This is a genomic window from Corynebacterium choanae (assembly GCF_003813965.1).
In the GTDB taxonomy this organism is placed as follows: domain Bacteria; phylum Actinomycetota; class Actinomycetes; order Mycobacteriales; family Mycobacteriaceae; genus Corynebacterium; species Corynebacterium choanae.
Map to the genome: position 1 here is coordinate 874346 of NZ_CP033896.1, position 15557 is coordinate 889902.

At 57.0% G+C, this 15557-nt stretch carries 11 protein-coding genes; 8 read left to right on the forward strand and 3 right to left on the reverse strand.

What is annotated here, in order from left to right; translation table 11 throughout:
• The first annotated feature begins 441 nt into the window (after positions 1–441).
• Complete coding sequence (locus CCHOA_RS03210) at positions 442–2094, forward strand: glycerophosphodiester phosphodiesterase (RefSeq protein ID WP_164472367.1); 1653 nt, start codon at positions 442–444, stop codon at positions 2092–2094.
• A gap of 119 nt (positions 2095–2213) precedes the next feature.
• Here CCHOA_RS03210 and CCHOA_RS03215 read toward each other — a convergent pair whose 3' ends face one another.
• Both CCHOA_RS03215 and CCHOA_RS03220 read right to left on the reverse strand, forming a co-directional pair.
• A complete protein-coding gene (locus tag CCHOA_RS03215) occupies positions 2214–2819 on the reverse strand; it encodes a hypothetical protein (RefSeq protein WP_123926798.1) in 606 nt (201 codons plus the stop codon).
• A gap of 565 nt (positions 2820–3384) precedes the next feature.
• Complete coding sequence (locus tag CCHOA_RS03220) at positions 3385–3957, reverse strand: NADPH-dependent FMN reductase (protein ID WP_123926801.1); 573 nt, start codon at positions 3955–3957, stop codon at positions 3385–3387.
• A gap of 159 nt (positions 3958–4116) precedes the next feature.
• On the opposite strand from CCHOA_RS03220, the gene galE reads away from it, so the two are divergent.
• From galE to CCHOA_RS03240, 4 genes are all read left to right on the forward strand, one after another.
• Positions 4117–5130: a UDP-glucose 4-epimerase GalE gene (galE, locus tag CCHOA_RS03225; RefSeq protein ID WP_123926804.1), complete on the forward strand. Its 1014-nt coding sequence runs from the start codon at positions 4117–4119 to the stop codon at positions 5128–5130.
• A gap of 155 nt (positions 5131–5285) precedes the next feature.
• Positions 5286–5702, forward strand: coding sequence for a DoxX family protein (locus CCHOA_RS03230; RefSeq protein WP_123926807.1), 417 nt, complete (start codon positions 5286–5288; stop codon positions 5700–5702).
• On the forward strand, positions 5689–6492 hold the full coding sequence (locus CCHOA_RS03235; RefSeq protein ID WP_164472368.1) for a zf-HC2 domain-containing protein: 804 nt from the start codon (positions 5689–5691) through the stop codon (positions 6490–6492). Before CCHOA_RS03230 ends, CCHOA_RS03235 begins: the two co-directional genes overlap by 14 nt.
• A 349-nt stretch (positions 6493–6841) precedes the next feature.
• On the forward strand, positions 6842–8098 hold the full coding sequence (locus CCHOA_RS03240; RefSeq protein ID WP_123926811.1) for an alpha-amylase family protein: 1257 nt from the start codon (positions 6842–6844) through the stop codon (positions 8096–8098).
• Between the two features lie 149 nt (positions 8099–8247).
• On the opposite strand, the gene CCHOA_RS03245 is transcribed toward CCHOA_RS03240, so the two are convergent.
• Positions 8248–9819, reverse strand: coding sequence for a dolichyl-phosphate-mannose--protein mannosyltransferase (locus CCHOA_RS03245; RefSeq protein ID WP_164472483.1), 1572 nt, complete (start codon positions 9817–9819; stop codon positions 8248–8250).
• A 95-nt stretch (positions 9820–9914) separates the two neighbouring features.
• On the opposite strand from CCHOA_RS03245, the gene rsmI reads away from it, so the two are divergent.
• The 3 genes from rsmI (at position 9915) to metG (ending at position 15417) form a co-directional block, all read left to right on the forward strand.
• The gene (gene rsmI / locus CCHOA_RS03250; RefSeq protein WP_123926814.1) at positions 9915–10835 is read left to right on the forward strand and encodes a 16S rRNA (cytidine(1402)-2'-O)-methyltransferase; all 921 of its coding nucleotides are present in this window, start codon (positions 9915–9917) and stop codon (positions 10833–10835) included.
• A gap of 172 nt (positions 10836–11007) precedes the next feature.
• On the forward strand, positions 11008–12999 hold the full coding sequence (locus CCHOA_RS03255) for a BCCT family transporter (RefSeq protein ID WP_123926817.1): 1992 nt from the start codon (positions 11008–11010) through the stop codon (positions 12997–12999).
• Positions 13000–13569: 570 nt separating this feature from the next.
• Entirely contained in the window at positions 13570–15417 is a 1848-nt protein-coding gene (gene metG, locus CCHOA_RS03260) for a methionine--tRNA ligase (protein ID WP_123930721.1), read from the forward strand.
• Positions 15418–15557: the final 140 nt, after the last annotated feature.

A 15557-nucleotide genomic window follows, 5' to 3' on the forward strand; every position in this document is an offset into this window, starting at 1 on the left:
ACGGTGATTTTTGTGTTTTGGCAATATCGGAAATTGCAACCCCTCAGATGCTGGGATGCTGGAGTATAGCGAAAAAACTAGCGCGGCCTCAAGGAGTGTTGGTCGTGCACGCAGCAAGTACTGATCAGTGTGGTATTTCATGGCAAAATTTGCTGCGCATCCACGTGCAGCGGTGTATAACAACAATATTGTGAGGGGGTATTGTTATTCTTTCTTCACTACGGAATTTACGGTAGTGGGGAAGCATCGTCGAGAGGAAATGTGGTGATACCACGAACCATAATTCATCGGCTGCGAACAGTGATGATTGGCGGACTTCTCGCCGCCGTTCTATGTATCGCACCTGCCGCTGTAATTCCTGCCACCGCAGCAGCAAGCTGCCCCAGTTATCATGCAATGCACGATTCACTGGTCAACGCATTGCCAGCACACAATACAGTGATGACGATCCGTCATCGTGGCTACTATGACGACACTGTTGCCGAAAACAGTTTGCAAGGATTTCGGGAAACCTTTGCGCAATGTTTGCCTGGCTTGGAAACCGATGTCCAACTCACGAAAGACCGACAGCTTGTCTTATTTCACGACAACCACATAGGACGGATGTTGGAGGCCAACTTCGATCCGGAGGCGCGCACCGGCCCGAATCCGGCAGTGGCTGATCTCACCCTCGCTGAGCTACGTGCTAACACGCTCCTCACCACCGCTGGAACCCGTTCGAACCAGGTCGTGCCGACCCTTGATGAGCTTATCCAAACAGCGATCGACACCAACGGCCCGTCACTGATGTTTCTTGATCTCAAATCAAAAGACACCGTGGCGCCGGTGCTTGACCGGCTGAAGTATTTTTCCACGCTGCATCCTGATGCGCATTTGGAAAAACGAATCGTGCTCAAACTGCACACCGAATGGTTTCCCCGCTACTCCGACTGGATTTCGGTGGTAGACGGCGCTGGTTTGAGCTATCACCCGATGGCGAATCCGGTGATGACGCCACTGGCAGCGGCACAGATCAACACAGGCAGCTATGTGGATTATCCCGATAAGGAATACACCACCAATGCTGCCCGCTCATGGGCATTGTGGTCGGAAGCGCCACGCGAAGAAGTCCCACTGGTAGAAGTGCTGTTGAAGGATTCCCAGGATTTTAAACATACAACAGCGAAATCATCCCTGATGGGCAGCTACAATGCCCCGACCTCGTTGGAGGAAGGCAACGGGGTGGAAGGCACCATGGCGGAGATGATCACCATCGCCCACGCTCGTGGCAAAACCCTGGGATTGTTTTCCCCTGTGCCGGACTATGTAGCGTGGCGTCATGGTCCTGTTGCTGGCTACACCGTCCCGAATGTGAAAACAGATCGCCCAGCAATTGATGTGCAACACGCGTTTTCAAATGCTGATGGCTCGTGCTGCTATCAGCTGAAGGATTTGTTAAGCAACCGCCCTGAGGCACATGAAGCAGCTGATCTGCGGAGCAACCTGGACTGGGCATACGACGCCGGCGTACGAGTGTTTACCAGCGACGACACCGATTCGATTGATACCCACTTTCACAGTCGTGGCCTGCTGGAATCCGAAGCTCGTCCGGTAACACATACCGCCCCAGAGGGGATGCATTCAGCGCTTGCTGCGGCCATTGAAGGGGCAACCCCACTGGACTATTCCGATGTGAAATTGAAAGCGTGGAATGGTGGATCATCACCAACCTGGCAAGGGCAGGTGTGTATCTGGTCGAATGAAAACAACGGGGCCTGGGCGATCGCATGCAACTACACGTCGTCGGGATACACCGCCACGTTACGCATCACCACTTCGCCGACGGTACCCGGAGCGATGCGTATCCAAGACACCCGGAATTTTCAATGCCTCACAGCTGGTAAACCTGGGCAAACAGCAGTAACTTGGACCGATCTTTGCGATGATCGTCGTGCCCAATGGTTCCGCACGAAAGACAATCAATATAAAGATTATCGCGGAACATATCTCACCCTGTCCTGGCAAAATCTGTACTCGCAAGGTAAACCCTATGCGTGGCTGTTTACCAGTAACACTCCTTCCGGCTCGTGGTCGGCTTGGAATTTCCGGCGCTAACACAGTCAACAAATACTCCTGCCGTGCACACCTACCGTGTTGGACACTTCAGGTATGCACGGCAGTGCTCTGTGCACTGGCGCACTGTGTTCTTGGGGAATTTGTCGTAAGGAGCCGTATTATTTGCGCAGTGTAAAGCGTGCGAGTTGATCGAATTCAAACACCCCAGCTGCACGATTCTGCGTAACGCTCACCAGATGCAGATCATCGATGGTGTGTGACACAGGGAATCCGCTGGGTGTCATTGCTTGGTCGATGGCACTATCTGGTCCTTCCGCGATGCCGTATGCCAAGGACATGTGGGCGCCATAAGGGGCGGCGGGCAGTACACAGCCCACTGCGGTGCAGGCATTGCGAACAGTGGTGACAAGCTGATCCCACTGCCTGGTCACGGTTGCCACTGTCTCCACAGCGTAGGGGCGAATCACTGGTGCTGCGAAGGTGAGATCCAGCGCCGCTACCGTGGCAGTTGCCTGATGGAGCGTATCGATTAATGTATCCACCTGCGATTGGCTGACGGTGTGTAAATTCCAGTCGAGCAATTGAATAGTCGCATGGAAATAGGGCACCGGTTGGATCGCAATAGAGTCGATGGCGGCTAGTTGGGCTGCGGTGTCTGCCATTGCCCGGCTCAACGGGCTGTCAGCGGCGGGAACATGGTAGACGTGTAACTGCCCATCGAGATGATCCCATTCGGTTGATGGTGTGCCAAAGAAACGCTGCATGAAAACCTCACACTGGAAACTGGAATACGGAGTAGTACAACCGTCAAAGGCCTATCGTGATGCCGCCATCGAAGAATGCGGCCCTGTGGGTAACCTGCGCTCGAAGGGGTAGCCGCAGTTAGCGTGACCGTTGATTGTGGTTGCGGGGTTGTTGCTGGCCGCCAGGTGTCAACACTGCATCCTGGGTAAGCCTGCGGTGATTGACTGGTAGCGACAGCTGATGAGTATTACTGCTCCAATATGCTATCTGGCATGGCACCGAAGTGTTGCTATCGGCTGTATTTGGCGCAAGTTAGCCGGTGAATTTTTTGGCTGCTAGCAGCGCCTTAAGAAGGAAACGAGGGGGTGCGTTGTTCACACATCTTCTTCGATCGTGGATTTTTCGGTCGGTGGTCTGCTGGCTGTTCCGCGTGGTGTGGGCCGAGTATTTTCTGATCATCACAGGCGAATGGTCGCTGTTGATCACATGGCACCATGCGGCAGGCCTGTGGCCGCCCTTGAAACAGGGCAACCACAGGCCTGCCGGTTGCAGATCTTACCCGCGAGTTAGATCAAAGTATTGGGGCTATTTTGCTGCTTGTGCAGCGGCAACCAGCGCCCGAAGCTGGGCTGTGAGTGTTTGGCGCTGGCTGTCGCGTGGCGCAGGCTTATGGTCGGCGAAATCATCAGCGAAGGTGAGCAGCACATCTTCGCCGGTGTGCGCCATCCCGACCCGGTTGACCACATCATGCCAGTGCTTCAGTGCGGTGGAAGCACCGGTGGAACCGAAGCCAACAAAACTTACTGGCTTTTCCTGCCATTCCACATAGATGGAATCGAAAGCATTTTTCATGGTGCCCGGGATCGACGCATTATATTCCGGGGAGATAAAAACGAATCCGTCAAATGCTTTGACGGTTTCCGCCCAGCGGGCAACCTGCGGATCAGGATATTGGCCGTCGCGTGCCTTCGGTGGCAGTTCATCAGTCAGCGGTGGCACCGGGTGGTCTTGCAGATCCACAATGGCGAAAGTAGCCGACAGTGAATCCGTATCAACAAGATCGCTTGCAACTTGGTGTACCCATTGGCCAATTGCCGGGGAGGTGCGCTTATCGCGGATGGATCCCACGAAAATACCAATATGTGGTGTTGTAGTCATAGCGCCACTGTAACGGAGACTTGCGCAATCTTCTCTATCTAGGGGTGCCGGGTAGCTATACTGGTCACGGTGTCCGCAGCGTGCTGGCACTGATTAAAGCAGGTGGTCGGGGTTGCGGTACCGACAGCACGAATAGAACTGATTGGTGGAATACACACTATGAGCAAAGTACTCATCACTGGTGGCTGTGGGTTTATCGGCTCGACGATTGGTTCGGCGTTAACCGACGCGGGTCATTCGGTGGTGGTGCTCGACAATTTCTCTACCGGGCGGAAAGAATTTGCCTTGGATCGTCCCTGCTATGAGGGGGACATTGCGGATCCTGTGATACTTGATCAAATCTGTGCAGATCATCCTGATATTGATGTGGTGGTGCACTGTGCGGCTTCGATTGTGGTGCCGGAGTCCGTTGCAGATCCGATCGGTTACTACAACAACAATGTGCTTGGAACGCTGCGCCTGGTGGAACATTTGCTGCAGCATGGGATTACTCGGATGCTGTTTTCTTCATCGGCGTCGTTTTACGGCCCAGCCCCAGATGGGGAGGTTACAGAGACTTCCCCGATTGCGCCGAGTTCACCCTATGCCCGGACGAAAGCACATGTGGAAGCAATGCTTGCCGATGTCTGTCAGGGCACTGATTTCCGTCTTATTTCGCTGCGATATTTCAACCCCATCGGAGCGGATCCGCAGCTGCGAACCGGATTGGCGTTAGCCAACCCGTCGCATGCGTTGGGCATGCTGATTACCAAAGATCGGCTCGGGGAGCCGTTTACGGTGACTGGTACTGCTTGGCCGACGCGGGATGGGTCCGGGGTGCGGGATTATGTGCATGTGTGGGATTTGGCGCAAGCCCATGTCAAAGCAGTGGAACAGTTTGACACTGTCGTCACCGGCCCAGATGGTGCTGCCCGGTCGCGGGCAATCAATTTGGGGACAGGGGCTGGCACAACAGTGTTTGAACTCGTTGATGCGTATCGATCGGTGACCGGATCTGCGATTGCGGTTCAGTCCGGTCCAGCCCGGCCAGGTGATGTGGCTGGTGCTTATGCCTCAACACAGCGGGCAGCTGCGGAGCTTGGTTGGCGTGCTCAGCATTCGATTGAAGATGGTATTCGAGATACGTTGGCTTGGTTTGCGCATCGTGGCAGGGTGTTGCCGGAATTCGCCTAGTGTGGCTGGCTGCCGGCGAGGTGGTTGTTTTTCGTGGTTGCATTAGGTGTTGTTGACGGTGTTTTCCGACAACGGCTCGCTGCAGCTATTGCCTGTCAGGGTTGCTTTGCCAAGCTGATAGGGGCTGTGCTTGCTGCTTGCTAGGATTGGTGACCATGGATACACCGGCTGTGCGCGATGGGGCGCTCTTACTGTTTCGCGCCATCCTTGGGGTGGTGTTTTGCGCCCATGGTTTTGAAAAACTGTTTATTGTCGGTCCTGCTGCGACGACGCAATATTTTCAAGGGTTAGGCATTCCTCAGCCGGGTCTGATTGCTTGGTGTACTGGGGCGGTTGAACTGCTCGGTGGGGCGCTGCTGGTGATTGGGCTGCTGTCGACAGTGGTGGCCGGTTTGTTGTGTGTCATTGTGTTGGGGGCGTTATGGTTCCAACATGCTGAGCACGGGTTTTTTATTGCCAGCGGCGGGTTTGAATATGTGCTGGTGCTAGCAGCCGGGCTGATCATGATTGTGGTGTTTGGCCCTGGCCGTGTTTCCGTAGACGGATTGGTGTATTCCCGTGATCGACTGTGATGCGGTGCAGGTTGCACTGTCGGCGCGGTTGGATGGGGAACCCTACCAGCCGCATGATGATGTGCTTGACGCGCACGTCTCCGGGTGTGCGGCTTGTCGTGAATTCCTTGATCAGGCAGCTCATTTTAAACGACTGTTGGCGTTGCAACAGTGGCAGCAACACCACACTGATCAATCCCCTGCGCGGGCCGGGGAAACGCTTGGAGCCGGTGCCGGTGAGCAGGCAGCGTTTTCCCCGATCACCCCGGCCGCAATGTATCCTGCCCCGGATTTGTCGCAGGCAATTTTAGCTGGGGTGGATGAGGTTGCCCGCGCCAGAGCTTCCCGGGCCACGCTGTGGCTGGCCTTGGGGCGTATAGGGCTGCTGATCATTGGCTGTATTTGTGTGACTTGGGCGGTGCTGATCCTTGGGTCGACGGTGCACACTGTGGAGGGGATTGAGGTGGTCGATCCTGCCCGAGTTGACGCCACTACCCGCGGGCAATTAGCAGCCTCCTTGTTGGTGGATGCGGCAGCGGTGCGACTAGCGATGGCATGTGGCTGCTGGTTTACCGCCTGGCGGCCGTCGTTAGCATTCGGGGTGCTTACTGTGGTTGCCCCGTTGACCGCGTTTAGTTTTGGGTTCACTACCCGGGATGTGGTGTTAGGGTTTGCCGGTTCGCAGGATGTTGCTGGGTTGTTGCTGCTGCTGTGTACCACCATTCTGTTGGGACTAGTGGGCATGTATGCCAATAGTGGGCATGGGGTGTGGCGCCGCTGGTGGCGGGCAGCAAATGCCCAACCTGAATAAGTGCCGAGCCGGGGAAGTGGCTTGGTTTGCGCCGCTTTAGCTTTGCTTTTTTCTTGCAAAAGAAAACGCCCGTTTGGGGGTTGGTTTGTGGCGTATTGACCGTTGCCAGGAAACTGTTGCCAAGGTGAATGCTGCCTGGCGGTACTATCGAAGCTGTGTGAAAGCACGTGGCTGCTTTTGCTGCTTGCTGCCGGCACGTGGCTGGAAGCTAACAGGTTGTTTGCGGCAGGCAGGATAGGTCACATCGGCCAGGAAGATCAACAGCAAAAGATGCTGTTTCGCCCTTTTAGTGCTGGCCGGTGCTGCGGTGACACTACACAACAATGAAAGCTGGTGGCTGAGAAAAACTATGAGTGACGTGGGACGCACACCAATTGCCTGGCAGGTGTATCCGCTGGGATTTACCGGAGCCCCGGTGCGGCCAAACGGTCCGGAGGAACGTCAATGTGTTCACCGGCTTGGCCACCTGAATGAGTGGCTTGACTATGTCGTCGAGATGGGCTGCAACATGCTGATTTTGGGTCCTATCTTTAGCGCCGATACCCACGGCTATGACACCCTGGATTTCTTTGCAATCGATCCGCGCCTAGGCGATGAGCAAGATTTCGACGCGTTGGCGCAAGGCTGTTCCGAGCGCGGTATTCAGCTGGTGCTTGACGGGGTGTTTAACCATGTGGCGGCCAGTCATGAGCTGGTACAAACCGCGTTAGCACACGGGCAGAACTCGTCGGAAAGTGAGCTTTTTCGTATCGATTTTGCCGCGGATCCTCCCCGCCCGGCGGTGTTTGAAGGCCATGAATCATTGGTGAGTTTCAACCACGACAGTGCCGCGGTTGCTGATCTGGTGGTGGAGGTGATGTGCTATTGGGCGGCGAAAGGTGTGGCCGGCTGGCGCCTCGACGCGGTGTATGCCATCGATCCGGATTTTTGGCCGGGCGTGTTGGAACGGGTGCGGGATCAGTATCCGGATGTGTTCATCTTCGGGGAGATGATTCACGGTGACTATGTTGACTATGTGCAGCGTTCCACCATTGACAGTGTCACCCAATATGAACTGTGGAAAGCCTGCTGGTCGGCGTTGCGGGATGAAAACTTCTTCGAGCTGCAGTGGACGTTGCAGCGGCATAATGCGCTGCTGGAGACCTTTGTGCCCATCACCTTTGTGGGCAACCATGACACGTCCCGAATCGCCAGCCAGGTAGGTGATAGTAAAGCGGTGCTAGCGGCCACCCTGCTGTTTACGCTGCCTGGTCATCCGGTGGTGTATTACGGCGATGAACTGGGTTGGCATGCGCACAAGGAAGAAAAGCTGGGCGGCGACGATGCTGTGCGGCCAATGTTTCCGGCGAATCCGGCACAGATCGAAGAACACAACCAGTGGATGTTGTCGTTGTATCGGGAGCTTATTGCGTTGCGCCGGAATTTTCCGCAGGTCACCAACGGGCGAGTGTATGACGACGAGGTGAGCAATACCCGCCTGGTGTATCACGTGGACGATGCGCACGGGCAGCGGGTGTTCGATGTGGAACTTGATGTCACTGAGCGTCCCACCGCCCGGGTGTGGGTGGACGGTGAACAGCGTTTTTCCTGGGAAGCTGCCTGCTGATCGCGTCCACATTGGTGTTATCGACCACGTTGTTGCCCCGGTGATGGCTGTACCTGTCAGGGGGTGGGGGTGCGGCCATCACCAGGCCGGTCGTTTGTGGCAGCGTTCTTGCCGATGATTGCCCGGGGTGGGGCTCGCTGCTGCGGCGGCTAGCGCCAGGTTGGCAGGAACATCAGCACGTCGAAGAGCTCATCGGGGATGAGGATTGCGTAGAAGATCGGCACATAGACGATAAAACACCATATGACGAGGGCAAGATAGCTGGCGGCAAGGAGTTTGCCGACGGATTTACCGCGAATCTGGTAGGTGTCCCAGCTGGCGACCCGGGTGGTGACTTGGGCGAGCAGCATAATAGTAAACAGCACCATCGGTCCGGCATAGAAGAAATACATTTGCCGGTCGTAGACCATCACCCAGGGCAGAAATGATGCTGCCCAGCCCACAAGCGGGAGAACCAGTTGGGTGTCGTGGCGGCGCCACAGCAGGTAGCAGGCAATGAGCACCACAGGAACTGTCATCCACCAGATGCCGGGGGTGCCGAAGAGATAGATCATTTTACGGCAGGTGCCTTGTGCACAGTCGATATCGGTATCGGAGTAGTAGAGCACGGGGCGGGCGGCGACGAGCCAGGAAAATGGTTTCGAATCCCACGGGTGGTGATGCCCAGAGGAGCTGGTGATGGAACTGTGGAAACTTAAAACTTGCCGGTGGTAGTCAAGAAACGAGGCCACCGGTTCGGGCAGCCACCGCAGCACGCTGGTGTCGTCGATGGCGCCGGCATTGATTTGATGCCGATAGACGGTGGTTTCGCCGGCAAACCAGGCGCGAAATGACCACAGATAGACCAGGACGGGCACGATCACCAGGCTGATAAATGATTTCCAGGAATCTTTCACCAAGGTGGTGACTACTGGGCGGGGTTCCCCAGCCTGGAAGCGGAGCACCATATCGGCGGCAACAATGTAGATGCCGAAAAAGGCCATATAGTACAGCCCCGACCATTTCACGCTGAGTGCACAGCCCAGGGCGATACCGCAGGCAAACCGCCACCAGCGCCACCCAAAATTCGGTCCGAGCTGCCCGGCCGGTACCATCGGCAACCCGGTTATCGTGCCGCCGGTGCCGGTAGGGTCGGCGGCGGTGACTGGGGTGTGGAGGATGGTCTGGTAGCGGTCGGTGACCGCCTGCCGGTCGCGCAGGAGACAATAGGTGGCCACGATCACTGCGGTGACAAGGAAAATATCGAGCAGTGCAAACCGGGATTCGATGAGCAGCACCCCGTCGCAGCAGGCCAGAACACCGGTGATGATGCCGGCGAGGCGTTGCCCGGTGAGTCGGCGCACGAGCAGCATCAGCAGCGCCACCGTGATAATGCCGGCGATAGCCCCACTGATTCGCCAGCCGAATGCGGTGTAGCCGAAGAGTGCCTGCCCGATCGCCATGAGCTGTTTCGACAATGGTGGATGCACCACCAGTCCAAACCCGGGATTGAGTTCCACCCCGCCGGTGAGGAAATCCTGCGCGGAGGTCACCATATTCCAGGCCTGTGGCACATAGTGTTTCTCGTCGAAAATTGGGGTGCCATAGTCGGTGACGCGCCCTAACGCGACAAGCCGGGTAAACGACACTATCGCCAGGATCAGCACATAGGCGAGCGTTTCCCGCCGATTGGCGGTGACCGGCGGCAGGGTGCGGCGTGGTTTCGCTAACGCTGTCGCGATGCTACGGGCAAGGGGTGCCGGTGCATTATCGGGGGCGGGGGCAGTGGTGTGGCTGGTCACAAACGAACATTCTAGGGTGTGCCACACTAAAGAGTATGAACACCACCACCGATGCTGCTGTTTGCCCCGCCAATCCGATCTTCACCCCGTCGGCTCTTGCCGCGGTAGCGCTGCCCGCCACCGGGGTGGCGGTTGTGGGTACACCGCTTGGCAATAAATATGATGTCACCCTGCGACAGGCGGCAGTACTTGGCCGTGCCCAAGTCATTGCCGCGGAAGACACGCGCCGGGTGCGGTCGTTGGCCGCGGCGATCGGGGTGAGCATTACCGGGACGGTGATCTCGAATTTTGACCACAATGAAGATCAGCGTAAAGCGCAACTGTTAGCGTTGGCGCGCACAAACCTTGTTGCAGTAGTCACCGATGCCGGGATGCCGGTGGTTGCCGACCCTGGGTACACGTTGGTGGCTGCCGCCCACGATGCTGGGATTCCGGTTACAGTGATCCCCGGTCCCTCCGCGGTCACCACTGCATTAGCCGGGGCGGGTCTTCCCGCCGGGGGGTTTCGTTTCGTCGGGTTTGCACCCCGCAAACCCGCGGCCCGCACCGCCCTGTTTCAGAGTCATATCGGTGCCGGTGATGCGTTGGTGGTGTTTGAATCACCCCATCGGATCGCCGCTACCCTCGCAGTAGCCCGGGAAGTATTCGGCGACCAGCAGCCGGCGGCAGTGTGCCGGGAGCTGACGAAAACCTATGAAGAATATCGACGCGGCAGTCTCGCAGAGCTGTGCCAGTGGGCTGCCGCCGGGGTGAAAGGGGAAATCACCCTGATTATCGGCCCTGCTGCAGCAGTTGATGAGGAAGATCCGGCAAGCCTGGTGGCGCAAGCTGAGTCGCTTGTCGCGGAAGGAATGAAACTCAAAGCCGCCTGCCGACAAGTGACCGAGGGCACAACTGTGTCAAAAAATGATTTGTATGACGCTGTGCTCGCAGCCCGTAATGAAATCGTTACATAACTGTGATCGGTAGGGGAGGCGGACATGCCGCGGCTTACGGTGTTGCCTGCTGAAACTTCCCGCAGCGCACAGCCTTACACCTTCGTTACCTGACGGGGGTTCACAGGGGGTAGCGTGTCAAACCGGTTACCTGCTAGTTGCACTTAGCCATCATTGTTGCCACGTTGGAACTATGGCAGATTCTCAACAACCGCAAGATCCACAGTCGCCGCCGGGACAGTATCCCCCGGCGGCTTCCACTGATCCGACCGATACGCTGCACACCGCTGCAGCAGCAACCCCGGCAGGAACAACCACCGCCGAGGCGGAAAACGGTGACAGCGAGACGGTACACGTTTTCGCCGATCCGGAAGTCACCGCCACTGAGGCGCTGGCCACCATGCTGGCCAACCCCAATGCGGTCGCCGCATCCTCGGGGGCGGAAGAAGAACCTATTGAACTGGCTGGTGAACAATCCAACCTGCCGATCGCTTGGGCAGTGGTCGGACCGGCCATGGCAGTCGTCGTAGCGATTGTCGCCTGGGGACTGTTTGCCCCCACGAATTTCTCCGATTTCGCCTCCGGCGCACTCACCGGCGTCATCGATAACTTAGGCTGGGCATTCACCCTGTTTGGCACCGTATTTGTGGTGTTCATGTTGGCGGTGGCTTTCTCCCGCTTCGGCTCCATCAAACTGGGCCGCGACGATGAAGCCCCCGAATTTAGTAACGTGTCCTGGTTTGCGATGATGTTTGCCGCCGGTATGGGCATCGGTTTGATGTTCTACGGCACCTCCGAGCCGCTGTCGCACTATCGTGCCGGAGTACCAGGTATTGGTGAACAATCCGTTGGCGGCGCCATGGCAACCACCCTATTTCACTGGACACTGCATCCTTGGTGCATGTATGCCCTCGTGGGGCTGGCGATTGCCTACTCCACCTTCCGCATGGGACGCAAACAGCTCCTGTCGAGCTGTTTCGTGCCGCTGATCGGGGAGCGTCGCGCAAACGGTCTCGTTGGGGCGATTATCGACATTTTGGCGATTGTTGCCACCATGTTCGGCACCGCCTGCTCGCTCGGCATTGGCGCCACCCAGATTCGCGCCGGGTTGGCGAAAGTCGGGCTCATTGAAATCCAGCAAGACAGCTTCACCCCTGGTCTTTCCAACCCGAATAATGTGTGGCTGCTGGTCATCATTGCGGTGCTCACCATCTGCTTTGTGATCTCTGCAGTCACCGGTGTGTCCAAGGGTATTCAATACATCTCAAACGCCAATATGGTGTTGGCAACCCTGCTTGCGGTGTTTGTCTTCGTCCTTGGCCCAAGCGTCTATATTCTCAACATGATCCCCACGTCGCTGGGGAACTATCTTGCCTCCTTCTTCGAAATGACTGCCCGCACCGCGGACTCTGCTAACGGGGAAGCCGGACCATGGCTCAGCGGTTGGACAATCTTCTACTGGGCGTGGTGGATCTCCTGGTCACCATTTGTGGGCATGTTCTTAGCGCGCATCTCCCGGGGACGAACCATCCGCGAATTCATTGTGGCTATTGTCATCGTGCCGTCAGCGGTTTCGGTGGTATGGTTTTCCATCTTCGGTGGCACTGCGATCTTCCTTGAGTCCCACGGCGGCTCCATCTACGGTGATGGCGACGCGAAACGTCAACTCTTTGATCTGCTCTACACCCTGCCTGGTGGCACGATTGCTGCGTTTGTGGCAATGATTTTGCTCGCCACGTTCTTTATCACCTCAGCCGATTCGGCTTCGACAGTGATGGGTTCTATGAGCCAAAACGGGGCACTTACCGCCAACCGGTTCATCACCGCCCTGTGGGGTATCGGGGCTGCCGCAATCGGAATTGTGCTGCTGTTTACCGGTGGCGCTGACACGTTATCGAATCTGCAAAACGTCACCATTATCGCCGCCAGCCCATTCCTCTTCCTGCTGGTAGTGCTTATCGTGGCTGTTGTGAAGGATCTCTCTAATGATCCGCTCTACTTAGATCACAAGGCACAGCAGCGCTTTGCGATGAAACTCGCCCGGGAGGCACGCATCCACCAAGAACACCTGGCGCGGCAGCAGCAGCTCGCCCAGCTTCGCCGTGGACTGAAGAAGCTTCGCCACCCCGGTGAGCTTCGCCTGCACGGGCCGCTGCGGCAGGATCATCCAGAGCATCACAGCTAATCCCAGCGGCAGCAAGGAATATCCTTCCTGTATTGGAAGCGCACGCTTGCTGCACTGCGAGTAATACTGCACCCGCGGTGCGCAAGCACAAGCACAACGCGGCTTTTCGCCTCACCTCGCTTCAGCGATGAGCTTTGCTCCCCTTGCTACAGCAGCGAAACACTGCGCCGCCGTCGTCTAAACCACAAGGTGAAGACGACGGCGGCGCAGTGTTGTGGATAGCGGACGGGCAGTCGATCCACACCAGAACCCAACAACCCTGCGTGCAAACCGTCAATAGAGTTCACTGGCCACGTTGCTGCGGCTACCGGTTTTGCCCCGGTACCATTGCGCGCCGCCAGTGCTGCGATGCCAGGATTGCCCTCATGGCAGGGTTGCCGCACCGCCCACCGATCAGCGCACGCGGCAAGCCCCCGCAGGGGCTGGCGAATCCGGGGCGCCCAGAATAACTCTGCCGTTTACAAGTGACCTGCGGGAATAGTCGGTGCGGTGGTGTAAATTCCAGGCAACACGGTGACCCATTGGGGCCGCATGTCGAAACAACAGCCGGTATTAATTATGCTGGAAGCCATGTCTAACCCTGTGCTTACCGCTGTTGCCTGGCCATACGCTAATGGACCCCGTCATATCGGCCACGTTGCCGGATTTGGGGTGCCATCTGATGTGTTCGCACGGTTCCGGCGAATGTGCGGTGAACAGGTGTTGATGATCTCCGGGACCGATGAGCACGGCACCCCGCTGCTGGTGCAGGCAGAGAAAGAAGGCGTAGCGGTACAAACCCTGGCTGACCGCTACAATCGGCAGATCGTCGAAGACTTAGCAGGGCTGGGACTGTCCTATGACCTGTTTACTCGCACCACCACCCGGAATCATTACGCGGTAGTACAAGAGCTGTTTCGCGGACTGTACGAAAACGGGTACATGAAAAAAGAAACCACGATGGGGGCGATCTCCCCGTCGTCGGGACGAACCTTACCTGATCGCTATATTGAAGGAACCTGCCCGATTTGTGGGGCTGACGGTGCCCGCGGCGACCAGTGCGACAATTGCGGCAATCAGCTTGACCCGGCTGACTTGATTGATCCGGTGTCGAAAATCAATGGGGAAACCCCGGAATTCCGCCGCACCGAACATTTCCTGCTCGACCTTCCAGCCCTTGCTGATGAACTGAAATCTTGGCTAGAAACCCGCCAAGACTGGCGTCCCAATGTGTTGAAGTTTTCCCTCAACCTGCTTGCTGATCTGCGGCCACGGGCGATGACTCGCGATATTGACTGGGGTGTCCCGGTGCCGATCGACGGCTGGCAGGACAATGAGGCAAAGAAACTCTATGTCTGGTTTGATGCGGTGGTCGGCTATTTGTCGGCGTCGATGGAATGGGCGTGGCGCTCCGGAAATCCGGATGCGTGGAAAGATTTTTGGACGAACCCGGATGCGTTGTCGTTCTACTTTATGGGCAAAGACAACATCACCTTCCACTCCCAGATTTGGCCGGCCGAACTACTCGGATATCAGGGCAAGGGTGCCCATGGCGGTGCTGCTGGTGAATTCGGTGAACTTCAGCTGCCAACCGAAGTGGTGTCGAGTGAATATCTGACGATGTCCGGATCGAAGTTTTCCTCATCCAAAGGCATTGTGATCTATGTCAAGGATTTCTTGGCCGAATTTGGTCCTGATCCGCTGCGCTACTTTATCTCGGTGGCCGGACCGGAAAACACCGACACGGACTTCACCTGGGAAGAGTTCGTTCGCCGGGTGAACAATGAGCTGGCCAACGGCTGGGGCAACCTAGTCAATCGCACCGTGTCGATGGCACACAAAAACTTTCAGCAGGTACCAACACCAGGAACGTTCACCGAAAGTGATCGTCGTCTTCTGCAGCTTGCCGAAGACGCCTACCGCATCGTTGGCGACAATTTGCGAGCCAGCAAGTTCAAAGCCGGAATCACCCACGCGATGCATGTGGTGGGAGAGGCGAACGCCTATATCGCTGAGCAGGAACCGTGGAAGTTGGCGAAAGACCCCGATCAGCAGGAGCGTCTCGCTACGGTGCTCTATGTGGCGCTGCAGGTCGTCAGCGACTGTAACACGCTACTCACCCCGTATCTGCCGCATATTGCCCAGCAAGTACACGAAACCTTAGGCCGTGACGGGGTGTGGGCTGCGAAACCAGAGATTCGCGAAGTCACCGACGACATGCCATGTCACCCGGTTGGCGTTGGGCTGCCAGAAGCTGGTCGCAGCTATCCGATTATTACCGGTGATTACACCAACCAGCAGGCGGTGTGGCGGCGCACTGAAATGGTGCCGGGTACCCCGTTGGCGAAGCCGCAGCCGTTGATCGCAAAACTCGATCCAAGCCTGGCCGAAACAGGAACTACTTGGGCGCCGGTAATCGCCGACGATGAAGATGACTAGCATAGCGCGAGCACCAGTGTGCTAGCGGCGGGAACACCCCCCCAAGCACCGGCACTGATTGTGGTCAGTTGGCCGGTGCTTGCTGTTCGATGCAGGGGGTGTTGAGCAGCCAACTGTGTGACTTTCCCCTGTGGTCGCAG

Excerpts from the sequence above, each read along its gene's own strand:
- CCHOA_RS03210 (WP_164472367.1), top strand. The coding sequence starts at position 442 with ATGACGATCCGTCATCGTGGCTACTATGACGACACTGTTGCCGAAAAC.
- CCHOA_RS03255 (WP_123926817.1), top strand. The coding sequence starts at position 11,008 with ATGGCAGATTCTCAACAACCGCAAGATCCACAGTCGCCGCCGGGACAG.
- metG (WP_123930721.1), top strand. The coding sequence starts at position 13,570 with ATGTCTAACCCTGTGCTTACCGCTGTTGCCTGGCCATACGCTAATGGA.
- CCHOA_RS03220 (WP_123926801.1), bottom strand. The coding sequence starts at position 3,957 with ATGACTACAACACCACATATTGGTATTTTCGTGGGATCCATCCGCGAT.
- CCHOA_RS03240 (WP_123926811.1), top strand. The coding sequence starts at position 6,842 with ATGAGTGACGTGGGACGCACACCAATTGCCTGGCAGGTGTATCCGCTG.
- CCHOA_RS03230 (WP_123926807.1), top strand. The coding sequence starts at position 5,286 with ATGGATACACCGGCTGTGCGCGATGGGGCGCTCTTACTGTTTCGCGCC.
- rsmI (WP_123926814.1), top strand. The coding sequence starts at position 9,915 with ATGAACACCACCACCGATGCTGCTGTTTGCCCCGCCAATCCGATCTTC.
- galE (WP_123926804.1), top strand. The coding sequence starts at position 4,117 with ATGAGCAAAGTACTCATCACTGGTGGCTGTGGGTTTATCGGCTCGACG.
- CCHOA_RS03215 (WP_123926798.1), bottom strand. The coding sequence starts at position 2,819 with ATGCAGCGTTTCTTTGGCACACCATCAACCGAATGGGATCATCTCGAT.